The sequence below is a fragment of the Nakamurella endophytica genome (assembly GCF_014646215.1).
Taxonomy (GTDB): domain Bacteria; phylum Actinomycetota; class Actinomycetes; order Mycobacteriales; family Nakamurellaceae; genus Nakamurella; species Nakamurella endophytica.
In genome coordinates, this window is record NZ_BMNA01000005.1 from 180676 (window position 1) to 204810 (window position 24135).

A 24135-nucleotide genomic window follows, 5' to 3' on the forward strand; every position below is an offset into this window, starting at 1 on the left:
CCGACGGCGGCCGGGCCGTCGCGGTTGCAGGTCGGGTCAGTCCATGCCCTTGGCGCGGCGGCCGACCGCCACCTGGATCTCCCGGTCGGCGTCCCGCTTGGCCAGCGTCTGCCGCTTGTCGTACTCGCGCTTGCCGCGGCCGAGCGCGAGCTCGACCTTGACCTTGCCGTCCAGGAAGTACATCGACAGCGGGACCAGCGCCAGGCCGCTCTCCCGCAGCCGGGCGGTCAGCCGGTCGATCTCGCCGCGGTGCAGCAGGAGCTTGCGCGCCCGCCGGGGCGCGTGGTTGGTCCAGGTGCCCTCGGCGTACTCGGCGATGTGCACGTTCCGCAGCCACACCTCGTCGTCCGAGATGGTGGCGAATCCGTCGACCAGGGACGCCCGCCCGGCGCGCAGCGACTTGACCTCGGTACCGGTCAGGGCGATGCCGGCCTCGAAGGTGTCGAGGATGGCGTAGTCGTGCCGGGCCTTGCGGTTGGCGGCGATCGGCGAGCGGCCGGACGACCGGCGGTCCGCCTTGCGGTCGGCGCGCTTGTCCGCGCGGGAGTGGGGTGACATGGCCCGTCCAGGGTAGTCGGCGCGGGCCACGGGGATCGGACGGCGGGAGCCGACCCCTCCCGGTCAGAGCCGGACGTACGCCCGCAGGGTGGCGTAGGCCGCGGCGCCGGACAGCACGATCCCGATCGGGATCAGCCAGTACGACGCGAAGACCAGGTAGGTGCCGTCGATCGGCGGCAGCAGGCCGGTGCTGATGATCGACCCGAAGATCTTGTCGACGAAGGTCAGCTTGGCGACCACCAGCCCGAGGATGGCCAGCGCGACGCCGACCAGGCCGGCGAACACCGCCTCGATCATGAACGGCAGCTGGGTGCGCCATCGGGACGCCCCGACCAGCCGCATGATCGAGGTCTCGGTGCGTCTGCTCAGCGCCGCCACCTGCACCATGTTCGAGATCAGCAGCACCGCGGCGAAGGCCTGGATCAGGGCGATGGTGATCGCCACGTTGCGCACGCTGTTGAGCAGGCTGAACACCTTGTCCAGCACCTCGCTCTGGTCGTCGACCGAGAGCACGCCGGGCTTGCCGGTGAAGTCCTGGCTGATCACCCGGAACCGCTGCGGGTCGACCAGAGACACCCGAAAGGTCGCCGACAGCGCCTCCTTGCGGACGATGGCGATCATCTCGGGCTGGCTGGCGAAGGTGCGCAGGTAGCGCTGGTACGCCGCCTCCTGGCTCTCGTAGCTGACCGAGGCGACGTCCGGGTTGCCGCGCAGGTCCTCGAGCAGGCCCTGGCAGACCGCGCCGGTGCAGTCCGGGTCGCTGCGGGACTGGTCGACGGTCAGGTACACCTGCACCTGGACCTTGTCGCCGTAGAGCGTGCGGGTCTCGTCGGTGAGCTTGGCGACGATCAGGCCGAATCCCAGCAGGCCCAGCGAGATGGCCGTGGTGAGGATCATCGCGATCGTCATGGTGACGTTGCGGCGCAGCCCGGTCAGGACCTCGCTGAAGACGAATCCGGCACGCATGTCAGCGACCCACCCCGTAGACACCGCGGGCCTCGTCGCGGACGACGCGGCCCAGTTGCAGCTCGATGACCCGTCGCCGCATGGAGTCGACGATGGTGTTGTCGTGCGTGGCCATCAGCACCGTGGTCCCGGTCCGGTTGATCCGCTCGAGCAGCAGCATGATGTCCGCGCTGGTGTCGGGGTCCAGGTTGCCGGTGGGCTCGTCGGCCAGCAGCAGCAGCGGCCGATTGACGAACGCCCGGGCGATGGCGACCCGCTGCTGCTCGCCGCCGGACAGCTCGTGCGGCAGCCGGCGCGCCTTGCCCTCCAGGCCGACCAGTTCCAGCACCTCCGGCACGATCGTCCGGATGGCGCCGCGGGGACGACCGATGACCTCCAGCGCGAAGCCGACGTTCTGCTCCACCGTCTTGTTGGTCAGCAGGCGGAAGTCCTGGAACACGCAACCCAGGCGGCGGCGGTGCTGCGGGACCTTGGACCGGCGCAGCCGGCCCAGGTCGCGCCCGGCCACCTCGATCCGCCCGCCGGTCGGTGCCTCCTCGCGCAGCAGCAGCCGCAGCACGGTGGACTTGCCGGACCCGGACGGGCCGATGAGGAAGGCGAATTCACCCTTCTCGACGTGCACGGTCACATCGTCCAGAGCAGGACGGGTCGACGTCTTGTAGCTCTTCGAGACGTGGGACAGGTGAATCACAACGCGCCACTGTACGGGCGGCCGAGGTGAACCCGGTGTGACCCGCTGGGCGTGGCGCCGACCCTTTTCGATGCCGTCTGCGCTGGTCGGGCGGCTTGTCCGGACCGGCGACCGGCTGGTGGAGGGTGCCGGCGACCGGTGCGGCGCCCTCCCGTTCAGGGGTTGAGCAGGGCCGTCACGGCAGGGTGCAGCAGGCCGTTGGTCGCCAGCGCGCTGGTGCTGTGCAGGCCGATCGGGGACCCGTCGACGCCGGTCAGCCTGCCGCCGGCCTCCCGCACCACCGGCACCAGGGCGGCCAGGTCCCACAGGCTCAGCTCGGGCTCCGCCGCGACGTCGACGGCGCCCTCGGCGACGAGCACGTACGACCAGAAGTCGCCGTAGGCCCGGGTGCGCCAGGCCTGGTCGAGCAGGGCGGCGAAGCGGTCGCCGCGGCCGGCCGCGGCCCACTCCCCCACCTCGGAGTAGCTGACCGAGGCGTCCTCGAGCCGCCGGACGCCGGAGACGTGCAGCCGGCGGGGCTGCGCCCCGGCGACGCTGCCCCAGGCGCCGTCACCCTCGGCGGCCCACCAGCGGCGGGCGAGGGCCGGCGCGGAGACCACGCCGACCGCCGGCAGGTCGCCGTCGAACAGCGCGATCAGCGTGGCCCACACCGGAACGCCGCGGACGTAGTTCTTGGTGCCGTCGATCGGGTCGAGGATCCAGCGGCGCTCGCCGGCACTCGAGGTGGCCGCTGCGGCGCCGCCGAACTCCTCGCCGAGGACGGTGTCGCCGGGTCGTGCGCGCTCCAGCACGCCGCGGAGGGCGCGCTCGACCGCGAGGTCGGCGTCGGACACCGGGCTCAGGTCGGGTTTGGCCTCGACCCGCAGGTCGCCGGCACCGAACCGGTCGATGCTGATGGCGTCGGCCGCGTCGGCCAGCTGCAGGGCGAGGGCGAGGTCGTCGCCGTACCGGGTCACCGCGACACCGTAGCGGCGCGGATCAGACCTGCGCCGGGGACGCCTCGGTGGACGCCTGGATAGCCGCCTGCCCCTGGAACTGGGTGCGGTACAGGTCGGCGTACAGCCCGCCCCGGGCGACCAGCTCGTCGTGGGTGCCGGACTCGACCACCTGCCCGTGCTCGACGACCAGGATCAGGTCGGCGGCGCGGACGGTGGACAGCCGGTGGGCGATGACCAGCGAGGTCCGGCCGGCCAGCGCCGCGGCGAGCGCCTGCTGGACCGCCGCCTCGGACTCGCTGTCCAGGTGGGCGGTGGCCTCGTCGAGCACCACGATGCCCGGGGCCTTGAGCAGCACCCGGGCGATGGCCAGCCGCTGCTTCTCGCCGCCGGACAGCCGGTAGCCGCGGTCGCCGACGACGGTGTCCAGGCCCTCGGGCAGCGCGGCCACCAGGTCCCAGATCTGCGCCGCCTGCAGTGCGGCCACGAGCTCGTCGTCGAGCGCGCCGGGCCGGGCGTACAGCAGGTTGGCGCGGATGGTGTCGTGGAACAGGTGGGCGTCCTGGGACACCACGCCGATGGCGTCGCGGACCGATTGCAGGGTGGCGTCGCGGACGTCGACGCCCCCGATGCGCACCGCGCCGGAGTACGGGTCGTAGATCCGCGGCAGGAGCTGGGAGATCGTCGTCTTGCCGGCACCGGACGGGCCGACCAGCGCGACCAGCTGCCCCGGCCGGATCCGGAAGCTGATGCCCCGCAGGACCGGGATGCGCGGGCTGTGGTCGGGGATGGCGATGTCCTGCAGCGAGGCCAGGGAGACCTGGTCGGCGCCGGGGTAGGCGAAGTGGACGTCGTCGAACTCCACGGAGCGGGCGTCGGCCGGCAGCGGGCGGGCACCCGGCCGGTCCTGCACCAGGGGTTGCAGGTCGAGGATCTCGAAGACCCGCTCGAACGAGACCAGGGCGCTCATCACGTCGACCCGGACGTTGGACAGCGCGGTCAACGGCCCGTAGAGCCGGGTGAGCAGCAGGGCCAGCGACACCACGGCGCCGGCGTCCAGGCTGCCCCGGATGGCCAGCGAGCCGCCGAGCCCGTAGGTCAACGCCTGGGCGAGCGCGGCGACCAGGGTCAGCGCGGCGATGAAGATCCGCCCGTACATGGCGCTGCGGACGCCGATGTCCCGGACCTTGCCGGCGCGGTCGGCGAACGACGCGGCCTCCTGCTCCGGGCGGCCGAACAGGGCGACGAGCAGCGCACCGGAGACGTTGAAGCGCTCGCTGGTGGTGGTGTTCATCGATGCGTTGAGGTTGTACGACTCGCGGGTCATGGCCTGCAGCCGGCGGCCGAACGCCCGGGCGGGCAGCACGAACAGCGGCAGCAGCACCAGCGACAGCAGGGTGACCTGCCAGGACAGGGTGAACATCACCGTGGCCGTCAGCACCAGCCCGATGACGTTGGAGACCACGCCGGAGAGCGTCGACGTGAAGGCCTGCTGGGCGCCGATGACGTCGTTGTTCAGCCGGCTGACCAGCGCGCCGGTCTGCGTCCGGGTGAAGAACGCGATGCTCATGCGCTGCACGTGGTCGAAGACCCGGGTGCGCATGTCGTAGATCAGCCCCTCGCCGATGCGCGAGCTGAACCACCGCGAGACGAGGGACATCGCCGTGTCCAGCAACGCGAGGCCGGCGATCACCGCGGCGATCGCCACGACCCGTCCCTCGGTGCCGTGGCCGGTGATGGCGTTCACCACGGCACCGGCGAGCAGCGGCGTCACCACCGCGATCACGGCCGAGACGACCGTGACCGCGAGGAACAGCGCCAGGTCCCGGCGGTAGGGGCGGGCGAAGGAGAGGATCCGCCGCAGGATGCCCTTGGGCAGCTTGCGGTTGGCGACCGACGAATCCTGGTGCATGGAGCGGTACGCGCTCCGCATGGCCATTCCCGAGCTCACCGGCGGCTCCTCGTGCTGGGTGGTCCGGATGGCCGGCGCCACAGCGCCGGCGGGCCGCGGTCCGCGGCTCCTCGACCGTGCCGGTCAACATCCTCGGTGACCCGACCGTTCCCGCGCCGGTCGTCGTTCCGCCGTGGGCGGACAACCAACGGGTGAACCGCGCGGGCGCCGCTGCCGCCGCGGGTTAGCGTCCGCTGTCCGCAGCCACGTACCGCAGGAGACTCCATGGCCACGGCCACCGACCACATCTACGACGAGGTCCGGGAGCTCGTGCGCCGCCGCGGGATCGACCCGGTCACCGACCACCGGTCGACCCGGCAGCTGATCGGCGAGGTGATCGCGCACTACGAGGAACGGGTGGCGACGTCGTCGCTGCCGCCGCTGCTCGACGGCGCCGGCGCCGGGCGGTTCGTCTTCGACGCGCTCGCCGGTTTCGGGCCGCTGCAGCGCTATCTGGACGACCCCACGGTCGAGGAGATCTGGATCAACCAGCCGGGAAAGGTGTTCGTCGCCCGGCACGGCCGGTCGGAACTGACGACGGTGGTGCTGGCGCCCGGCGAGGTGCGGGACCTGGTCGAGCGGATGCTCAAGCCGTCGGGACGGCGGCTGGACCTGTCGTCGCCGTTCGTCGACGCCCTGCTGCCGGACGGCTCGCGCCTGCACGCGGTGATCCCGGACATCACCCGCGAGCACCTGGCGCTCAACATCCGCAAGTTCGTGGTGGCGGCTACCGGGTTGGAGGAGCTCGTCGCCCGCGGCAGCCTGACGGCGCACGCCGCCCGCTTCCTCGAGGCGTCGGTGGTGGCGGGCTTGAACGTGATCGTGTCGGGGGGTACTCAAGCGGGCAAGACGACGCTGCTCAACACGCTCGTCAACTCGATCCCGGCGCGGGAACGCGTCGTCACCTGCGAGGAGGTGTTCGAGCTGCGGCCGAACCTTCCGGACGTGGTGGCCATGCAGACCCGGCAGCCCAACCTGGAGGGCCACGGCGAGATCCGGCTGCGGCGGTTGATCAAGGAGGCGCTGCGGATGCGGCCGAGCCGCATCGTCGTGGGCGAGGTGCGGCAGGAGGAGTCGCTGGACCTCTTGATCGCCCTGAACAGCGGCCTGCCGGGGATGTGCTCGGTGCACGCCAACTCGGCCCGCGAGGCGGTGGTCAAGTTGTGCACGCTGCCCCTGCTGGCCGGCGAGAACGTCACCGACGCGTTCGTCGTGCCCACCGTCGCCACGTCCGTGGACCTGGTCGTCCAGGTCGGCATCGATCCCGACGGCTCGCGGCAGGTCCGGGAGATCGTCGCGCTGCCCGGCCGGGTCGAGTCCGGCGTCATCGAGGTCGCCGAGATCTTCACCACCCGCGACGGGCAGCTGGTCCGCGCCCAGGGCTATCCACCGCACGAGGACCGCTACGTCCGGCACGGCATCGACCTGGTGGCCCTGCTCGCCACCCGCTAGCCCGAGTGGTGTTGCAGCGTGCGCCCGAAGAGTTCCAGCAACGCCTCCCAGTGCCGCTCGGTGGCCGCCTCGTCGTAGGCGGCGGTGTCGGCCATCGTCCAGCCGTGCCGGGCGCCGTCGTACTGGACGCAGGTGTGGGTGACGCCGGCGGCGGTCAACGCCTGGTCGAGTCGTCGCTGCTGCTCGGGCGGCATCCCCGTGTCGCCGTCGGCGCTGGCCACGTACAGCTCGGCGCGGATCCGGTCGGCCAGCAGGTGGGGGCTCTCCGGTGCGTCGGTGGCCAGCCGGGCCCCGTGGAACGACCCGACCGCGGCGACGTCGTCCGGGCGGTGCGCTGCGGCGCGGATCGCCAGCGCTCCGCCCATGCAGTAGCCCACCGCGCCGACCGGGCCGGGCGCCACCTCCGGCCGCCGGCGGAGGGCGTCGAGGTAGGCGTCGGCGTCGCTCGCGGCACGGTCCGGCGTCAGCTCGGCCATCATCGGCCGCAGGGTGCCGAACACCCGCTCGCGGACCGCCGGGTCCAGCAGTGCGCCGGTGTCCAGCAGGGGTGCCCGGCCGTGCCGGTGGAACAGGTTCGGCACCAGCACGGCATAGCCGTGGCCCGCGAGCCGGGACGCCATGTCCTCGAGTCGGGGCCGCAGCCCGAAGGCGTCCATGAACAGCAGGACCGCCGGGTACGGGCCACCCTCCGCCGGAGCCGCGAAGAAGGCGTCCGCGGTGCCGTCCGGAGTGGGGATGTCGACGGCGGCGCTGCGGACCTGCATGGGCCGGAGTCTGCCAGCCGCACGGAATGCCCGAGCCCCGGGATGCGCTGAGCTGACCGTGCAGAAGAGCATCGGTTTCCTGACGTTCGGCCACTGGCGCGGGGTGCAGGGCTCCCAGACCCGGACGGCCGCGGACGCCCTGCTGCAGACCGTCGAGCTGGCGGAGGCCGCGGAGGAGCTGGGGCTGGACGGCGCCTTCACCCGCGTCCACCACTTTGAGCGGCAGCTGGCGTCCCCGTTCCCGCTGCTCGCCGCCATCGGCGCCCGCACCCGGCGGATCGAGCTGGGCACCGCCGTCATCGACATGCGGTACGAGAACCCGCTGTACATGGCCGAGGAGGCTGCCGCCACGGACCTGCTCGCCGGCGGCCGGTTGCAGCTGGGCGTGAGCCGGGGGTCGCCCGAGACCGTGCTGCGCGGCGCCGAGGTCTTCGGATACCGCCCCGCGGCGGGCGAGACGGACGCCGATCTGGCGCGCGCCAAGACCGAGCTTTTCCTGTCGGCGATCAAGGGCACGGCCCTGGGCCGGACGGACCCGGCACGGACCGGGTTCAGCGGCGGTCTGGCCGTGCAGCCGCAGTCCCCCGGGCTGGCCGAGCGCATCTGGTGGGGATCCGGCACCCGTGGGACGGCGCAGTGGGCCGCACGGATGGGGATGAACCTGCAGAGCTCGACGCTGCTGTCCGAGGACACCGGCGTGCCGTTCGACCGGTTGCAGGCGGAGCAGATCCGGCTGTACCGGCAGGCGTGGGCGGAGGCCGGCCGGGAGCGGGAGCCGCGGGTGTCGGTGTCGCGCAGTGTGCTGCCGATCACCGAGGACATCGACCGGATGCTCTTCGGCGAGCACGGGCAGGACGACCAGATCGGTCTGCTGGAAGGCGTCCGGTCCCGGTTCGGCCGGACCTACGTCGGGGAGCCGGACCGGATCGCGGCCGAGCTGGCCGAGGACGAGGCCGTCCGCGAGGCCGACACGGTGTTGTTCACCGTCCCGAACCAGCTCGGGGTCGACTACAACGCCCGGATCCTCGGGACGATCGCTCGCGAGATCGCGCCGGCCTTCGGGTGGCGGCGCGACGCCGTGCGGATCGGCGACGCGGGACGTGCTTGACTCGACCCGATATCGGCGAGCGGAGGACGGTGCACCGTGGGTGTGATGGACAAGTTCGACCTGACCGGCCGGACCGCGGTCGTCACCGGCTCGACCCGTGGGCTGGGCCGCGCCTTCGCGTCGGCGCTGGCCGAGGCCGGGGCCAACATCGTGATCGTCGGTCGTGATGCGGCGGCGGCGGAGCGGGCGCAGCAAGAGCTGTCCGAGCAGGGGCACCAGGTGCACTCCGTGCTGGCGGACATCACCGAGCGGGCGGCGGTGCAGCGGATCCTCGACGAGTCGGTGGAACGGTTCGGCAAGGTCGACATCCTGATCAACAACGCCGGCACGTGCATCCACGCGCCGACGGTCGACGTCACCGACGAGCAGTGGCGGTCGGTCATGACGGTCAACGTGGACGCCCTCTGGATGGCGTCGCAGATCTTCGGCCGGCACATGATCGAGCAGGGCGGCGGCAACATCGTCAACATCGGCTCGATCTCGGGGATCATCGTCAACCGGCCGCAGTGGCAGGCGGGCTACAACGCCTCCAAGGCAGCGGTGCACCAGCTGACCAAGAGCCTGGCCGCGGAGTGGGCGCCGCTCGGGGTGCGGGTCAACGCGCTGGCGCCCGGGTACATCAAGACCGACATGGCACCGGTGGACGATCCGAAGTTCCACCGCCACTGGATCGAGGACACGCCGCAGCAGCGCTACGCCTACCCCGACGAGCTCGGTCCGGCGATCGTCTTCCTGGCCAGCGATGCCGCCACGTTCGTCACCGGGTCGGTGCTGGTGATCGACGGCGGGTACACCGTCTACTGAGCCGGTCACGTCGACACCAGATCGTCCCGCCACGGTTCCGAGCTCGGCGGCGGCGGGTGGCTGACGTAGCGGTGCCCGGTCGGAGTTTCCGTGACCACGGCACCGTCCGGGCGCCCGGGGGCGTGCCAGCCGAGCTGGTCCTTGGCGAGGTTGCGACTGCGGCACAGGCCCTTCGCGTTGGTCTGCACCGTCGATCCGCCGGCCCGGAACGGGTGCACGTGGTCGATGTCGCGGACGGGCGCGCCGCACCACGGGGTCCGGCACCGCTGGTCGCGCCACACCACGAGCCGGCGGATCGACGCCGGGAAGAGCCTCGGGCGGCGGTCGCTCACCGCGACGGATCCCGTCGACGGGTCGGTCCAGCAGCGGCGGACCCACACCGAGGCGGGCGATGCGGTCCCCGCCCCGGCGTCGACGAGCCGACGCGCGAGCGGCGCCGGGATCGGCCCGCACCCGTTCAGCACCGCCGGTTCGGCATCGGCGTCCAGCAGCGTGCGGTCGGTCATCAGCAGTCCGATGTGCACGTCGGGAGCACCGGCATCCGGCACGCCCAGTTCGTCGCAGCCGCTGTTCGATCGACCTGTCAGCCGCGCCACGAGTTCGTCTGCCATGACCTGCCCCCGCGTCCGCGTGCCGTCCGAGGCGTGGGAGCTGTCGGCAGCTCGGAGGAGCGGCGCGTAGGCGGCGACACCGCCCGCCACCGGCAGCAAGGCCGAGAGCCGCACCATGGTGTCCGGCGCCGGACGCAGGCTGACCCGGCGGTCCGACACGGTATTCCGCATCCGGTCCAGCACGGCCTCCGGATCCAGCCGGTAGGCCACCGTGGTTGCGGCCGCAACAGCGGCCTGGTCACCGAGCGCGGGCAGCCGCGGAGCCAATTCGGTCTCGGCCTTGCGCCGCGCCTCCGCGGTGAGGCAGCCGAGCTGACGGGCGACCAGGACGGCGCGCCACTCGGGGATCGACCCGTCCCGGAGCGCGGTGAGGGTGCCCGGCATCTCGTCGATCAGAGCCATCGCCAGTCCGACGTGCCGCCGCCCGGCGTGCGGGCTCTCCCGGCGAGCGAACGCCACCTGCGCGGCGATGCTGCGGTCCGTCCGGGTCCGGTCCTGCCCTGCGGATGCTGCCGCGGTGCGCTGCGAGCGGACCAATTCAGCGGTGACCTCGGCTTGTGCCGCCGCACAGGCGGCCTTCAGCCGTTCGAGGGCGGCGATCCGGTCGATGCGCTCGGCGTCGTCCGCGACCGGACGCAGCTCGGCGACGGCGGACGTCCAGCGGACGACGTCCGCGGTGGTTGCTCCCCGGACCACTCCACCTGTCTCGAACACATGTTCTATTCTACGGCACCTGGCGGGCCTGCGGAAGCTGTCCACAGAGCGGTTCGCGGATTCTGTCGACTGCGCCGGCATCGCGGGCCGACGGCGGTCTCCGGGTCGAGGTGAGCGGGATCCGGCGAGGCGGCTGTCGAAGACCCGGGCGCAGCACCGACATGGTCTGCGCGGCACTCACCGCGCGCGGGGTCCGGCTGCGCACCGGACCTCTCGACCGGCCCTGAGCGTCCGGACGGCCGGCTTCGCCGCCGGGCACGTCTGGGAGGTCGCGCACCGACTAGGCGTCCCGGACCTCCGCCACCGTCACCGGGCGGTGCTCGGCCAGCGAGCGGGTCGCGGCCTCGGCGATCCAGCCGACCGCCACCGCGTCGGCGATGGTGCACGGCGACGGGATGCGGCCGGCGACCACGTCGGTGAAAGCGGCCAGTTCTCGGCGGAAGGCGTCGGCCAGGCGGTCCATGAAGAACGTGTGCGGAGTGCCGCCCGGGAACGTCGTGCCCGGCTCCGTCGACCGCAACGGCAGCCGGCTCTCCAGCCCCGCCGCGACGCTGTCCCGGGTCCCGTGCACCTCGAGCCGGACGTCGTACCCGCGGGCATTGTATCGGGTGTTCGAGATGACCGCCTGCGCACCGGATTCCAGCACCAGCACGGTGGCAGCGGTGTGCACGTCACCGATCTCGGCGAAGACCGGGTCACCGCCGCGTGCGGTTCCGCTGGCGTACACCTCGACCACCTCCTCCCCCGTGACGAACCGGACGGCGTCGAAGTCGTGCACCGCGCAGTCCCGGAAGATGCCGCCCGACGTCCGCAGGTAGCCGGCCGGTGGCGGCGCGGGGTCCAGCGTCGTCGACCGGACGGTGTGCACGGAGCCGAGTTCGCCGCTCGCCACGGCGTCCCGGGCCGCGGCGAACGCGGCATCGAACCGGCGCGGGTACCCGATCTGCACGGCCACCCCGCGGCGGCGGGCGAGCTCGTCGACCGCGACCGCGTCGGCGGGGTCGCGGGTCACCGGCTTCTCGCAGAAGGCCGGGACACCGGCGGCCACGGCGGCGACCAGCAGCTCGGCGTGCGCGTCGGTGGCAGCGGCGATCACCACGCCGTCGACACCCGAGGCCAGCAGCTGCTCGGGCGAGGTGGCCGTCTCCACCGGCAGCGCGGCGGCGACCGCCTCGACGGCGGCCGGGACCGCGTCCGTCACCACCAGCGCCTCGACCTCCGGGAGCGCGGTCAGTGTCCGGGCATGGAACGCGCCGATCCTGCCGAGCCCGATCAGCCCGAGCCGCATGGGTCCTCCTCGATCCGTTCGCGCCGACAGCTTGCCATCCCCGTGGCAGGGTGCTCTCGACGGCCGTCCACCGACGGCCACGTTCCCGTGGAGGCGCTCGGATGTCGGAACGCTGGTACAAGGAAGCGGTCGTCTACTCGCTGCAGGTCGACTCGTTCGCCGATTCGGACGGCGACGGGTGCGGCGACCTGCGCGGGTTGATCAGCCGCCTGGACTACCTGGCCAGGTTGGGCGTCACCTGCCTGTGGCTCAACCCGGTGCACCCGTCCCCGTTGCGGGACAACGGCTACGACATCACCGACTACTACGGCATCCACCCGCGCCTGGGGTCGCTCGGTGACTTCGCGGAGCTGGTGCTGGAGGCGCGGGAACGCGGCATGCGCATCCTGATGGACCTGGTGGTGAACCACACCTCCGACGAGCACCCGTGGTTCGTCTCGGCGCAGGGCAGTCCCGACTCGCCCTACCGCGACTGGTACGTCTGGAGCGACACGGAGCCGTCCGACCGCAAGCAGGGCATGGTGTTCCCCGGCGAGCAGGAGGAGACCTGGTCCTGGAGCGACGCCGCGCAGAGCTGGTACTACCACCGGTTCTACGGTTTCCAGCCCGACCTGAACTGGGCCAACCCGGCCGTCCGGGCGGAGATCCGCAAGGTGATGGGGTTCTGGCTGCAGCTGGGGGTCGCCGGGTTCCGCGTCGACGCGGCGCCGTTCATCCTCGAGCAGACGGTGCCCGGTGTGGCGTCGCCGCCGATGGACTGGACGATCCTGGACGACTGGCGGTCCGAGGTGCAGTGGCGGCGGGGCGACGCGGTGCTGCTGTGCGAGGCCAACGTCGGCGCGGTGGACGTGCCCAAGTACACCGGCGAGAACCCGGAGGGGGCCAACGACCGCGCGCACATGATGTTCTCGTTCGGGCTCAACGCCCGGCTCTGGCTCGCGCTGGCCAGGGGTCTGGCCGAGCCGGTCGTCGAGGCCCTGCAGTCCCTGCCGCGGTTGCAGGCCATGGCGCAGTGGGCGACCTTCCTGCGCAACCACGACGAGCTGGACCTGTCCAAGCTGACCGCCGACCAGCGGGCGGAGGTCTTCGCCGCCTTCGGGCCGAAGGCGGACATGCGGATCTACGACCGCGGCATCCGGCGGCGGCTGGCCCCGATGCTCCGTGGCGACCGCCGGCACGTGGAACTGGCCTACGCGCTCCAATTCTCGATGCCCGGCAGCCCGGTGCTGCGGTACGGCGAGGAACTCGGGATGGGCGAGGACCTGTCGCTGGACGGGCGCGAGTCGATCCGCACGCCGATGCAGTGGGACGACGGCCCCAACGCCGGGTTCTCCGACGCCGCCGATCCCGGCGACCTGGTCCGCCCCGTGGTGACCCGGGGGCCGTTCTCCTACCGCACGGTCAACGTCCGCGCCGAGCAACGCGACCGGGACTCGCTGCTCCGGTGGTTCGGGGAGCTCATCGACACGGTCCGCGAGTGCCCGGAGATCGGCGTCGGCGTCTGCAGCGTGCTGGACGTGCCCACGCCGCCGTCGGTGCTGGCGCACCGCTTCGACGCCCCGGAGGGATCGATCCTCTTGCTGCACAACCTCGCCGACGGGGCCGTGACCGTCGACATCGGGCGGCTGCCCGGCACCGAGGGCCGGCCGTGGGAGATGTTCGCCGACGGGCCGTATCCGCGGCCGGCGGCGACGCTGCGGAACCTCTCCCTGAACGGCTGGGGCTACCGGTGGATCCGGCTCCGCCGCGGCCGCAGCGACTGACCGGGGACACTGGAGCCGTCCGGAACGACGCACCACCCCCGACCACGACCCGGAGGCAGCCGTGAGCGATCTCGACGTCGCACCGCAGGAGCTGCGCGCCCCTGCCGTGCGCCCGGCGGCCGGCGTGCGGGTGTGGCCGGGTCGGGACGTGCCGCTGGGTGGCGTGCGCGGCCTGGAGGTCACCCGGCTGCTTCCCCAGCGCGGGCTGCCGACGGTGGGGCCGTGGTGCTTCCTGGACCTGATGGGCCCGACGGACCGGCCGGCGGACATCCTGCCGCACCCGCACACCGGCCTGCAGACGGTGACGTGGCCGCTGTCCGGACAGATCCGGCACCGCGACACCCTGGGCAGTGACGTGGTCGTCCGGCCCGGCGAGCTGGACATCATGACGGCCGGGCACGGCATCGCGCACTCCGAGATGTCCGTGCCCACCACGGCTCCCACCCACCTGGCGCAGCTGTGGATCGCCCTGCCCGACGGCGTCCGGGACGGTGCGCGCCGGTTCGAGCAGCACCGCGAGCTGCCGCACCTGGCTGTCGACGGCGTGGACGTCACCGTCGTGGTCGGAGCGCTCGCCGGGGTCCGGTCGCCGGCGTGGGTGGCGGGTCCGGTGGTCGGCGCGGACCTGCGCTGGCCCGCCACCGGGCGGACGGTCGAGCTGCCCGTGGACCCCACCCACGAGCACGCGGTCGTGCCGCTGTCCGGACCGGTCGAGGTCGACGGCGTGCCCGTCCCGGGCGGCTCGCTCGGTCACCTGCCCACCGGGACGTCCCGGCTGCGGCTGACCGCCGGGCCCGGAGCGCGGGTGCTGCTGCTGGGCGGTCCGCCGTTCCGCGAGGATCTGGTGATGTGGTGGAACTTCGTGGCCCGCAGTCACGACGAGGTGGTGGCGGCGCGGGCCGAGTGGGAGGCCGGCAGCGAGCGCTTCGGCCACATCCCGGCACACGGCGCACTCCGGATACCGGCGCCGCCGCTGCCGGGCGTGCGGCTGCGGCCCCGCCGCCGGGACCTGCCGTGACGGGCGGGCCGGACCCGCGGGAGCCGTTCACCGAGGAGGAGCTGGCCAAGGTCGGGCAGATCTTCGACCTGGCCCGCGGCGGCGTCACCGACGAGCTGGCCGCGCTGCTGGAGGCCGGCGTCCCGGTGAACCTGACCAACGGCCGCGGCGACACGCTGCTGCTGCTGGCCGCCTACCACCGGCGGCCGGACACCGTCCGGATGCTGCTGGCCCGGGGCGCCGACACCGACCGGGTCAACGACCAGGGCCAGACCGCGCTGGGTGCGGCGGTCTTCCGGAACGACCCGGACCTGGTGCGCAGCCTGCTGGACGCCGGGGCCGATCCCGAGGCGGGCGGGCGCACACCGGCCGAGATCGCGGCGTTCTTCGGCCTCGACGACATGGCGGCGCTGCTGGTCGAGCACCGCCGGGGCTGACCGCCGGTCAGTCCTTGGTCGGCTCGTCGGGCACCGACCGCTCGATCTCGGCGAGCCAGACGGCGGCGGTCGAGTCCGACGGAGCCCGCCAGTCGCCGCGCGGGCTCAGCGACCCACCGGCCGAGACCTTCGGCCCGTTGGGCAGGGCCGAGCGCTTGAACTGGGCGAAACCGAAGAAGCGGCGCACGAACACGGTGAGCCAGTGCCGGATCTGCGGCAGGTCGTAGGCACGTCGCCGCTCGTCCGGGAAACCGACCGGCCAGGGCCCGACGTCGACGTCGCGCCACGCGTGCTGGGCCAGGAACGCGATCTTGGACGGGCGGAACCCGTAGCGCAGCACGTGGAACAGCGTGAAGTCCTGCAGCTCGTACGGCCCGATCGCGGCCTCCGTGCTCTGCGGCGGTTCGCCCTCCTCCACCGGCACCAGCTCCGGCGAGATCTCGGTCGCCAGGATCGCGCCGAGCACCTCCGCGACCTGCCGGGAGAAGTCGCCGGTGTCGGCCACCCAGCGGATCAGGTACTGGATCAGCGTCTTCGGCACGCCGCCGTTGACGTTGTAGTGCGACATCTGGTCGCCGACGCCGTACGTGCACCAGCCCAGTGCGAGCTCCGACAGGTCGCCGGTGCCCAGCACGATGCCGCCGTGCCGGTTGGCCAGCCGGAACAGGTAGTCCGTGCGCAGCCCGGCCTGCACGTTCTCGAACGTGGTGTCGTAGACCTTCTCGCCGCGGGCGAACGGATGGTCCATGTCCGACAGCATCTGCCGGGCCGCGGGACGGATGTCGACCTCCCCGGCGGTGATCTCCAGTGCCGACATCAGGGTGTGCGCGTTGCCCTTGGTGCTGCTGCTGGTGGCGAAACCGGGCAGGGTGAAGCCCAGGATGTTGGTGCGCGGCAGCCCCAGCAGGTCCATGGCGCGGGCGGCGACGATCAACGCATGGGTGGAGTCCAGGCCGCCCGAGACGCCGATGACCACGCGCTGGGCGCCGGTGGCGCGCAGCCGCTGCACCAGCCCGTCGACCTGGATGTTGTAGGCCTCGTAGCAGTCCTGCGCCAGCCGGTCCGGGTCGGACGGCACGAACGGGAAGCGTTCCAGGGTGCGCAGCAGACCCAGGTCGCGGTCCGGCGGCGCCAGCGTCCACCCGACCCTGCGGTAGCCGCCCGACGTGCCGACCACCGCCCGGTTGTCCTCGAAGGTCCCCATCCGTGCCCGCTCCTGACGGAGCAGGTCCAGGTCGAGATCGGCGACGGTGGCCAGGTTCCGGCCGGCGAAGCGCGGCCCCTCGGCCAGCAGCACGCCGTTCTCGAAGATCGACGTCTGGCCGTCCCAGCTCAGGTCCGTGGTGGACTCGCCGGTCCCGCCGGCGGCGTACAGGTAGGCCGACAGCGTCCGCACGGACTGCGAGCGGCACAACAGGTTTCGGGTCGTCGACCGGCCGATGGTGATCGGGCTGCCGGACAGGTTCAGCAGCACGGTGGCACCGGCCAGTGCCAGCCCGGCCGACGGTGGCACCGGGACGAACATGTCCTCGCAGATCTCGACGCCCACCGTCAGCCCGGCGACGTCCTGGCACTCGAACAGCAGGTCGGTGCCGAACGGGACGGTCCGGCCCGCCACCTGGATCTGCTCGCCCACGACACCGGCACCGGAGGCGAACTGCCGCCGCTCGTAGAACTCCCGGTAGTTGGGCAGGTGGATCTTGGGCACCACCCCGAGCAGCCGGCCGCGGTGGAGCACGACGGCGGTGTTGTACAGCCGCTCCCGGTGCCGCAGCGGCGCGCCGACGACGATCAGCGGCAGCAGGTCGGCGGTCTCGGCGAGCAGCCGGCCGATCGCGCCGTGCACCGCGTCGAGGACCACGTCCTGCCCGAACAGGTCCTCGAGCGAGTACCCGGTCATCGACAGTTCCGGGAACAGGGCCACCGCGACGCCCTCCCGGTCCAGGTCCCGGGTGACGTCGACGATGCTCGCGGCGTTGCCGTCCGGGTCGGCCAGGGCCGTCCGCAGGGTGCAGGCGGCCACCCGGCCGAAACCGTGCCGGTACAACGACGCCCAGTGCCCGTCCGGTGCCATCCGCCGACCCTACCGACGACGCCCCGTCAGGCCAGGCGCAGCACCACCGCCCCGGCCGCGATGACCACCGCCGCCGCCGCCCTGGCCGGTCCGACGCGCTCGTGCAGCAGCGTGCCGGCCACCACGGTGGCGAACACGATCGACGTCTCGCGCAGCGCCGCCACCGGCGCCACCGGCGCCCGGGTCATCGCCCACAGCGCCAGGCCGTAGGCGCCGACGTTCGCCGCGCCGCCCACCGGGGCCACCCACCACCGCGGCAGCTGCGCCGCGGGTGCCGCTCGGCGCAGTCGCCGCAGGCCGAGCACCACCATCGGCACCGCGGTGCCCAGGAAGATCCATGCCGTGTAGGTCGCCGGCGCACCGGAGCGCCGGACGCCCGCCCCGTCGACCACCGTGTACGCGGCGATGACCGCCGCCGTGACCAGGGCCAGTCCGGTCGCCCGGCGCGGGGGCAGCCGGCCGGTCCGGCTCCGTCCCAGCGCCGGCCCGAGTGCCGGGCCCAGCGCCAGCAGCCAGATGCCGGCGCAGATCAGGGCCACGCCGAACCACTGCCCCGCCACGGGCCGCTCGCCCAGCACCGGACCGCTGACCAGCGCCACCAGCAACGGCGCCGTCCCGCGCATCAACGGGTAGGTGGCGCTCATGTCGCCGGCCCGGTAGGTGGCCGCGACCAGCGGGTAGTACACCGCCTGCAGCACCACCGAGCCCGCGACGTTCCACCACGCCGCCGCGTGCACGGCCGGCAGGAACGGCAGCGCGGCGGCGCAGAGCACCCCGCCACCGGCGGCGACCGCCGAGGTCGCCAGCGTGCCGTCGGCGGCGGTCTTGACCAGCGAGTTCCACAGGACGTGCAGCAGCGCGGCGACCAGCACCACGAGGACGACGGCGCCGCTCACGGCGCCTCGACCTACGCCCGGGCCAGGAGGTCGGCGTGATGTGCCTGCGCGACGTCCGGGTGGGCGCGCAGCCGGCTCTTGAGCGCGTTGGCGCCGTAGGTGTCGAAGATCGGGTTGTCCGGGTCGGCGGTGATCCCGGTGGCCTCGGCGGCCAGCTCGGGCGGCAGCTCCATCCGCGGCACCCGCGCCGACAGGGCGGGGTTGTAGAAAAACGGCACCGAGATCCGGTCCGTCCCGGCGGGCGGCGAGACCACGCGGTGCACCGTGGCGGTCAGGTAGCCGCCGGTGGCCACCTCGAGCAGCTCGCCGATGTTCACGACGAACGCCCCCTCCATCGGCGGCGCGTCGATCCAACCGTCGCCGTGCCGGACCTGCAGGCCCTGCTTACCCGGCTCGACCAGCAGCAGGGTGAGCACACCGGAGTCCTTGTGCGCGCCGACGCCCTGGGTGCTCTCCTCGTCGGCGCGGCCCGGATACCGGACGATCTTGATCAGGGTCGAGGGCCGCTCGGCGAAGGCCGCGTCGAAAACGTTCTCCGGCTGGCCCAGCGACACCGCCCAGGCACGCAGCAGCCGCAGGCCCACCGCGGTCAGCTGGGCGTCCCACCGGCCCACCACCTCGCGCAGGTCCGGGAGCGCGTCGGGCCACTGGTTCGGGCCCTCCAGCCGCTCCCAGTCCGGCACGCCGTCGCCGCGCGGCACGGCGGGCCGCTCCGGGCCGATGTCGATCTGCTCCCGCCAGTCCGCGGCGCCCTGGGTGCGCTCGCCGCCGACCCGCGTGTAGCCGCGGAAGTGCGGGCTGTTGACGTTCTCGATCGCCAGCTTGTCCTGTTCCGGCAGCGCGAAGAACCGCCGGGCGACCGACAGCAGCTCCGCGGTGAGCTCCGCCGGCACGCCGTGCCCGACGAGGTAGAAGAAGCCGACCTCGTGGGTGGCGGTCCGCAGGTCGTCGAGGAACGCCTGCCGCTCCTGCGGGCCGGCGTCGAGCCGGGACAGGTCCAGGACGGGGAGCGTGCTGCGGGCGGGCTGGGTCATGTGCGACACCTCTGGGTGGCCGGACGGGGCGGGCCCCACTCTAGGCCGTGTCGCGGAGCAGCTCCTTGATCACCGGGATGCGTGCGGGCGCCATCGACAGCTCGTGGACGCCGCGCCGGACCAGACCCGCCGCGAACTCGGTCATCCCGGCCATCTCACCGCAGACGGCGACCGGGACGCCGGCGGCGGCCGCATGCGCGCACAGCTGGTCCAGGATCCGCTGCACCGCGGTGGCCGCGGGATCCAGCAGGTGCAGCACCTCGGTCACCGTGCGGTCGGCGGCCATGGTGTAGCTCGTGAGGTCGTTCGTGCCGACCGAGACGAAATCGCTGACCGCGCAGATCTCATCGGCGGCGAGCGCGGCAGCGGGCACCTCGACCATCACGCCGACCTGCTCGGGCATCCGGAACGGCGTGCCGTCCCGGCGCAGCGACTCGGCGGCGTCCTCGACGGCTGCCCGGAAGCTGCGCACCTCGTCGGCCACCGTCACCATCGGCGCCATCAGCGACACCCGGTGCCCGACGGCCGCCCGCAGCACCGCACGCAGCTGGATGCGCAGGATGTCCGGGTGCACCAAGAGGTACCGCAGGCCGCGCAGGCCGAGGAAGCCGTTGTGCTCGTTGTCCAGGTTCAGTGCGGTGACCGGCTTGTCGCCGCCGGCGTCGAGCACCCGGACGACGACGGGACGGTCGCCGAGCACCTCGAGGATCTCCCGGAGGTCGGCCACCTGGGTGTCCTCGTCGGGCAGGGTGTCCCGGTCGAGCACCAGCAGTTCGGTGCGCAGCAGACCGACCCCGTCGGCGCCCGAGGCCACGGCCGCCCGGGCGTCGGCGACGGAGCCGATGTTGGCGACGACCGCGACGTGCCGCCCGTCGGGGAGCACCACCGGCTCCGCCGCCGCCGCGACCTGCCGGCGGGTGCGCTCGGCACGGGCGGCGATCACGGCCCGGGCCGCTGCCTGCTCCGCGGCGGGCGGGTCGATGCGCACGGTCCCCGCGTCGCCGTCGAGGACGACCACGGTGCCCGGCGCGATCCGGGACAGCTCGTCCCCGGCCTGGAGCACCACCGGCAGCCCCAATCCCCGCGCCACGATCACCGCGTGCGCGGTGACCGAGCTGCGGGCCAGCGCGACGCCGACGGCGCCCCGCTCGACGAGCACCGGCACCTCCCCGGGGCCGAGGTCGTCGGTCACCACCACCGCCCCTGTCAGGTCGGCGGGGATGCGGTCGACCGTCACGCCCAGCTCGGCGAGCACCGCGGCGCCGGCCTCCCGCACGTCCACCGCCCGGGCGGCCACCAGCTCGTCCGGGTCGGCGGCCAGCTCGTCGGCACGCTTCTGCACCGCGGTCCACCACGCCTCGGCGGCCAGGACGTCGCTGCCGACCAGCCGGCGGTCCGCCGCCTCGCGCAGGTCCGGATCGGCCAGCAGCGCCCCGTGGGCCACCTCGAACTCGTTGCCGGTGGACAGCCGGCGGCGGGCCAACCGCAGCGCCGAGACCAGCAGCTGCCGCTGGTGGTCCCGGTCGAGCGGGCCGGCGTCCGGTGGTGCGGCAGCGGTGTCGCGCACGCCGGCCAGGGTGACCGGCGCCCGGTCCAGCCGGCGCAGCCGGCCGACCGCGCTCCCCGGGGCGCCCGGGACGGCGCGCAGCGTGCCGTCCTCGACCACGGCACGCGGCAGCCGGCGCACCGGCGGAGTGTTGCCCAGCCGTGCCCGCGCCGCACCCATGGCGAACGGCGGGATCCGGCCCGTGGCCGGGGCTTCGCCGAAGCCCTCCTCGATCAGGTCGGCCAGCTGCTGCACGGCGTGCGCCGCGTCCGGCCCGCGGGCGGCGAGCTCGACGGTCTCGCCGCCGCGCAGCGCCAGCGCCACCACCCGCAGCACGGCCCGGACGGGTACCTGCGGCTCTCCCGGCCGGCCTAGCGTGACCTCGGCGGTGACCCGGTCCAGCGCCCGGACCAGCGCACCGGCGGGGCGGGCGTGCAGCCCGAGCGGGTTCACCAGCCGGACCGTGCGCGTGGCCACCGGCTCGGCGTCCTCGGCGTCCTCGGCGTCCTGCGCGTCGCCGGCTGCGGGATCGGCAGCACCGTCCGGCAGCGGGACGGCTGGGGGCGGGGTGTCGCCGGAGGCTCCGGCCGGTCCGTGCACGGCGGTGTCGCCGGGCCCGACGCTGTCCCGGGCGGCGGCCGCGACATGCGGTGCGTCCGCGCCACCCTGGGCGCTGACCGCCGCCGCCAGCGCGCCCTCCACCAGCGGCGCGTCGACGATCCAGACCTTCTGCGCGACGTCCGGATCCAGGAACTCCAGCGCGGTCTCGGTGGTCAGCAGGGCACTGCCCAGGTCGTAGAGGACGACGACGCCCTCGCCGTCGGCAACCTCCTGGATGGCGGAGCTGACCAGGTCGAAGGACGTGCCGATGGACCCGTCCTCCTGGCCGCCGGCGGGTGCGATGGCGACGTCCGGGGCCATCTGCGCCGCCAACTGGGCGGTCCCGGAGGCGACCTCGCGGCTGTGCGAGACCAGGACGAGCCCGACGGTCATGACCGGTCGGAGTCGTCGGCGGCGCCGGTGGCCCCAGCGGCGAACGACGCCAGCAGGTAGGCGGTGCTGCGGCTGCCGGGATCGACGTGGCCGACCGACCGCTCGCCCAGGTACGACGCCCGGCCCTTGCGGGCCTGCAGCGGGACGGTGGCCTCCGACCCGCGGGCCGCCGCGTCGGCCGCAGCAGCCAGCACCTCGCGGACCCCGCCGCCGCCGTCCGCGGCCGCCCGGGCCGCCTCGGCGGCCGGACCGAGGGCGTCCACCATGGTCTTGTCGCCCGGCTCGGCCTTGCCGCGGGCGACCACACCGTCCCGGGCGGCGGCCAGCGCGGCCGCGACCAGCTCGGGCGTCAGCTCGGCGGCACCGGCGAGCGCCGTCGACGCCCGCAGGAACGCCGTGCCGTACAGCGGGCCGGACGCCCCACCGACCGTCGAGATCAGGGTTGTCGCAACGAGTTTCAGGGCGTCGGCCGGGGTCGCCGGCGCCGCCGACTCGAGCTTGACCAGGACCGCGTGGAACCCCCGCGCCAGGTTCTCGCCGTGGTCGCCGTCGCCGATCGCCTGGTCGAGCCGGGTCAGCTCGGCCTTGTGCCCGGCGATCATGGCGGCGGCCGCCCGGACCGCCGACACGGTCGCGGCGGTGTCGTAGACGTCCGTCATGCGCCCCACCGTAGTGCCGCCGTGTGCACCGGGGCGTCCCACAGGTCGCGCAGCTCGTCGTCCAGCCGCAGCAGCGTCACCGAGCAGCCCGCCATGTCCAGCGCGGTGGTGTAGTTGCCGACCAGCGAGCGCTCCACCGTGACGCCGCGCCCGTCGAGCACCCCGCGGGCCGCCCGGTAGGCGACGTACAGCTCGGACAGCGGCGTCGCCCCCATGCCGTTGACCAGCAGCAGAACCCGGTCGCCGTCCTCGAACGGCAGGTCGGCGAGCACCGGATCCAGCAGCAGGCGGACGAGCTCGTCGGCCGGCACCAGCGGCCGGCGCTCCCGGCCGGGCTCGCCGTGGATGCCGATGCCGATCTCGATCTCCTGCTCGCCGAGCTCGAACGACGGCGTGCCGGAGTGCGGCACGGTGCACGCGGTCAGCGCGACGCCCATGGTGCGGGTGGCGCCGACCACCCGCCGGGCGATCCCCGCGACGGCCGCGAGGTCGTCGCCGCGGGCGGCCGCGGCGCCGGCGATCTTCTCGACCAGCACCGTGCCGGCGACGCCGCGCCGGCCGGCCGTGTAGGTCGAGTCCTGCACCGCGACGTCGTCGTCCACGACGACGGTCTCGACGGCGACGCCCTCGGCGGCCGCCAGTTCCGCGGCCATCTCGAAGTTGAGCACGTCCCCGGTGTAGTTCTTCACCAGCAGCAGCACGCCGGCGCCGCCGTCGACCGCGGCCACGGCGGCCTGCACCTGGTCCGGCGTCGGCGAGGTGAACACGGCACCGGGCACCGCGGCGTCGAGCATCCCCGGGCCGACGAAGCCGGCGTGCAGCGGCTCGTGGCCGCTGCCGCCGCCGGACACCAGGGCGACCTTGCCCGCCACCGGGGCGTCGACCCGGACCGCGCAGGCCGGGTCGGTGTGCACCCGCAAGAGGTCGGGGTGCGCGAGCCCCATCCCGGCCAGCGACTCGGCGGCGACGTCGGACGGGTTGTTGATCAGCTTCTTCATGTGCCCACCTCTGCTCGTCCTGGTCCGCCCGGCGCCGGGGGTGGCGCCGGGACGGTCTGCGGTGGTCGGCGCAGCCGCACCGACAGGCAGGTGACGCAGCCCTCGAGCCGCTCGAACTCCTCGATGTCCACCGGTACCGGCGTCCAGCCCAGGTCGGCCAGCAGCACGGCGGTGCGCGGGGCGGACGCCGCCAGCAGCACCCGTCCGCCGCCGAGATCGACGACGTGGGAACCGCTCTGCTCGGGGACCGGCCGGGCGCCGGGAAAGGCCGGCGGGTCACCGGCGAGCGCCGGGTGCCCGAGGACGGTGCCGTCCGGGAGGGCGGTGACGGCCGACTTGAGGTGCAGGGCGGCGCCGTGCGGCACCGGCCTCACCGTCCGGCCGAGCGGCTCGATCAGCCGGGCGAACTCCGCGGCGCCCGCCGCGTCGGTGCGGCCTCCGGTACCGACGTAGATCCGCATCCCGACCTGCAGGACGTCACCGCCGTCGAGGTGACCCTCGCGCATCCGCAGCACCGGGTACCCGAGGCCGGTCAGGGTGGCGACGGTGCCCGCCACCTCGCCCTCGCGGGACGGCGCGCCCGGACGGCAGGCGATCGCGACCTCGCCGACCACGACCGCGGTGTCCTCGACGAAGACGGCGTCGGGGTGCTCCGGCGCCTCGGGCACCTCGACCACGTCCCAGCCGGCGGCGGTGAAGGCAGCGACGTAGCCGGTCCACTGCTCCAGCGCCCGCGCGGCGTCCACCGGGGTGCGCTTCAGGTGCGTCAGCAGCCCGTCCGCGACGGCCGGACCGGGGCGCCGCACCAGCGCGCGACCGGCGGGCTCCGGGAGGGCGGGCACCGACGGGACGTTATCGGACCTGCCGGCCGGCCGCAGTGCCGCGCGGCGGCCGGC

At 73.7% G+C, this 24135-nt stretch carries 21 protein-coding genes; 6 read left to right on the plus strand and 15 right to left on the minus strand.

Going from position 1 to position 24135, the window contains the following annotated elements; all coding sequences use genetic code 11:
- Positions 1-36 precede the first annotated feature (36 nt).
- The 5 genes from smpB to IEY37_RS14530 all read right to left on the minus strand — a co-directional run bounded on the left by smpB (position 37) and on the right by IEY37_RS14530 (position 5083).
- Positions 37-558, minus strand: a complete 522-nt coding sequence (smpB, locus tag IEY37_RS14510) for an SsrA-binding protein SmpB (protein ID WP_188942758.1) — start codon at positions 556-558, stop codon at positions 37-39.
- A gap of 63 nt (positions 559-621) precedes the next feature.
- Entirely contained in the window at positions 622-1524 is a 903-nt protein-coding gene (gene ftsX / locus IEY37_RS14515; protein WP_188942760.1) for a permease-like cell division protein FtsX, read from the minus strand.
- A 1-nt stretch (position 1525) separates the two neighbouring features.
- Positions 1526-2215: a cell division ATP-binding protein FtsE gene (gene ftsE, locus IEY37_RS14520; protein WP_188942762.1), complete on the minus strand. Its 690-nt coding sequence runs from the start codon at positions 2213-2215 to the stop codon at positions 1526-1528.
- A gap of 155 nt (positions 2216-2370) precedes the next feature.
- Positions 2371-3171: an inositol monophosphatase family protein gene (locus tag IEY37_RS14525; RefSeq protein ID WP_188942764.1), complete on the minus strand. Its 801-nt coding sequence runs from the start codon at positions 3169-3171 to the stop codon at positions 2371-2373.
- 22 nt (positions 3172-3193) lie between these two features.
- Entirely contained in the window at positions 3194-5083 is a 1890-nt protein-coding gene (locus IEY37_RS14530) for an ABC transporter ATP-binding protein (protein ID WP_373298348.1), read from the minus strand.
- Between the two features lie 243 nt (positions 5084-5326).
- On the opposite strand from IEY37_RS14530, the gene IEY37_RS14535 reads away from it, so the two are divergent.
- Entirely contained in the window at positions 5327-6553 is a 1227-nt protein-coding gene (locus IEY37_RS14535) for a TadA family conjugal transfer-associated ATPase (protein WP_188942766.1), read from the plus strand.
- Here the strand turns inward: IEY37_RS14535 and IEY37_RS14540 are convergent.
- A complete protein-coding gene (locus IEY37_RS14540) occupies positions 6550-7317 on the minus strand; it encodes a dienelactone hydrolase family protein (protein WP_188942768.1) in 768 nt (255 codons plus the stop codon). The genes IEY37_RS14535 and IEY37_RS14540 overlap by 4 nt on opposite strands.
- A gap of 58 nt (positions 7318-7375) precedes the next feature.
- Here IEY37_RS14540 and IEY37_RS14545 point away from each other — a divergent pair, with 58 nt between their 5' ends.
- The gene (locus IEY37_RS14545; RefSeq protein ID WP_188942769.1) at positions 7376-8425 is read left to right on the plus strand and encodes an LLM class flavin-dependent oxidoreductase; all 1050 of its coding nucleotides are present in this window, start codon (positions 7376-7378) and stop codon (positions 8423-8425) included.
- Positions 8426-8470: 45 nt separating this feature from the next.
- Positions 8471-9229: an SDR family NAD(P)-dependent oxidoreductase gene (locus IEY37_RS14550; protein WP_188942770.1), complete on the plus strand. Its 759-nt coding sequence runs from the start codon at positions 8471-8473 to the stop codon at positions 9227-9229.
- Between the two features lie 5 nt (positions 9230-9234).
- Here the strand turns inward: IEY37_RS14550 and IEY37_RS14555 are convergent, their stop codons facing one another.
- Both IEY37_RS14555 and IEY37_RS14560 read right to left on the minus strand, forming a co-directional pair.
- Positions 9235-10554: an HNH endonuclease gene (locus IEY37_RS14555; protein WP_188942771.1), complete on the minus strand. Its 1320-nt coding sequence runs from the start codon at positions 10552-10554 to the stop codon at positions 9235-9237.
- 280 nt (positions 10555-10834) lie between these two features.
- Positions 10835-11842, minus strand: coding sequence for a Gfo/Idh/MocA family protein (locus IEY37_RS14560; protein ID WP_188942772.1), 1008 nt, complete (start codon positions 11840-11842; stop codon positions 10835-10837).
- 101 nt (positions 11843-11943) lie between these two features.
- Here IEY37_RS14560 and IEY37_RS14565 point away from each other — a divergent pair, with 101 nt between their 5' ends.
- From IEY37_RS14565 to IEY37_RS14575, 3 genes are all read left to right on the plus strand, one after another.
- Positions 11944-13605 (plus strand): alpha-amylase family protein, encoded by a 1662-nt coding sequence (locus IEY37_RS14565; protein ID WP_188942774.1) that lies wholly within the window; start codon positions 11944-11946, stop codon positions 13603-13605.
- A 61-nt stretch (positions 13606-13666) separates the two neighbouring features.
- Positions 13667-14623, plus strand: a complete 957-nt coding sequence (locus tag IEY37_RS14570) for a pirin family protein (RefSeq protein WP_188942776.1) — start codon at positions 13667-13669, stop codon at positions 14621-14623.
- Complete coding sequence (locus IEY37_RS14575; protein WP_188942778.1) at positions 14620-15039, plus strand: ankyrin repeat domain-containing protein; 420 nt, start codon at positions 14620-14622, stop codon at positions 15037-15039. Before IEY37_RS14570 ends, IEY37_RS14575 begins: the two co-directional genes overlap by 4 nt.
- Positions 15040-15046: 7 nt before the next feature.
- Here the strand turns inward: IEY37_RS14575 and IEY37_RS14580 are convergent, their stop codons facing one another.
- The 7 genes from IEY37_RS14580 to ddaH are packed head-to-tail and all read right to left on the minus strand — an operon-like array spanning position 15047 to position 24081.
- Entirely contained in the window at positions 15047-17113 is a 2067-nt protein-coding gene (locus IEY37_RS14580) for an NAD(+) synthase (protein WP_188942779.1), read from the minus strand.
- 26 nt (positions 17114-17139) lie between these two features.
- Positions 17140-18009, minus strand: a complete 870-nt coding sequence (locus tag IEY37_RS14585; protein ID WP_188942781.1) for an EamA family transporter — start codon at positions 18007-18009, stop codon at positions 17140-17142.
- 11 nt (positions 18010-18020) lie between these two features.
- Positions 18021-19043 (minus strand): isopenicillin N synthase family dioxygenase, encoded by a 1023-nt coding sequence (locus IEY37_RS14590; protein WP_188942783.1) that lies wholly within the window; start codon positions 19041-19043, stop codon positions 18021-18023.
- 40 nt (positions 19044-19083) lie between these two features.
- Positions 19084-21582, minus strand: a complete 2499-nt coding sequence (gene dhaM, locus IEY37_RS14595) for a dihydroxyacetone kinase phosphoryl donor subunit DhaM (RefSeq protein ID WP_188942785.1) — start codon at positions 21580-21582, stop codon at positions 19084-19086.
- Entirely contained in the window at positions 21579-22241 is a 663-nt protein-coding gene (gene dhaL, locus IEY37_RS14600) for a dihydroxyacetone kinase subunit DhaL (protein ID WP_188942787.1), read from the minus strand. The genes dhaM and dhaL overlap by 4 nt, the downstream gene beginning before the upstream one ends.
- Positions 22238-23239, minus strand: coding sequence for a dihydroxyacetone kinase subunit DhaK (dhaK, locus tag IEY37_RS14605; protein ID WP_188942789.1), 1002 nt, complete (start codon positions 23237-23239; stop codon positions 22238-22240). Before dhaK ends, dhaL begins: the two co-directional genes overlap by 4 nt.
- Positions 23236-24081 carry a dimethylargininase gene (ddaH, locus tag IEY37_RS14610; RefSeq protein ID WP_188942791.1) on the minus strand — a complete coding sequence of 282 codons (846 nt, stop codon included), beginning with the start codon at positions 24079-24081 and terminating at the stop codon, positions 23236-23238. The genes dhaK and ddaH overlap by 4 nt, the downstream gene beginning before the upstream one ends.
- Positions 24082-24135 lie beyond the last annotated feature (54 nt).

Coding starts and splice junctions, on each gene's coding strand:
- smpB (WP_188942758.1), bottom strand. CDS start 558: ATGTCACCCCACTCCCGCGCGGACAAGCGCGCCGACCGCAAGGCGGAC.
- ftsX (WP_188942760.1), bottom strand. CDS start 1,524: ATGCGTGCCGGATTCGTCTTCAGCGAGGTCCTGACCGGGCTGCGCCGC.
- IEY37_RS14530 (WP_373298348.1), bottom strand. CDS start 5,083: ATGCGGAGCGCGTACCGCTCCATGCACCAGGATTCGTCGGTCGCCAAC.
- IEY37_RS14535 (WP_188942766.1), top strand. CDS start 5,327: ATGGCCACGGCCACCGACCACATCTACGACGAGGTCCGGGAGCTCGTG.
- IEY37_RS14540 (WP_188942768.1), bottom strand. CDS start 7,317: ATGCAGGTCCGCAGCGCCGCCGTCGACATCCCCACTCCGGACGGCACC.
- IEY37_RS14550 (WP_188942770.1), top strand. CDS start 8,471: ATGGACAAGTTCGACCTGACCGGCCGGACCGCGGTCGTCACCGGCTCG.
- IEY37_RS14560 (WP_188942772.1), bottom strand. CDS start 11,842: ATGCGGCTCGGGCTGATCGGGCTCGGCAGGATCGGCGCGTTCCATGCC.
- IEY37_RS14565 (WP_188942774.1), top strand. CDS start 11,944: ATGTCGGAACGCTGGTACAAGGAAGCGGTCGTCTACTCGCTGCAGGTC.
- IEY37_RS14580 (WP_188942779.1), bottom strand. CDS start 17,113: ATGGCACCGGACGGGCACTGGGCGTCGTTGTACCGGCACGGTTTCGGC.
- IEY37_RS14590 (WP_188942783.1), bottom strand. CDS start 19,043: ATGACCCAGCCCGCCCGCAGCACGCTCCCCGTCCTGGACCTGTCCCGG.
- dhaM (WP_188942785.1), bottom strand. CDS start 21,582: ATGACCGTCGGGCTCGTCCTGGTCTCGCACAGCCGCGAGGTCGCCTCC.
- dhaL (WP_188942787.1), bottom strand. CDS start 22,241: ATGACGGACGTCTACGACACCGCCGCGACCGTGTCGGCGGTCCGGGCG.
- dhaK (WP_188942789.1), bottom strand. CDS start 23,239: ATGAAGAAGCTGATCAACAACCCGTCCGACGTCGCCGCCGAGTCGCTG.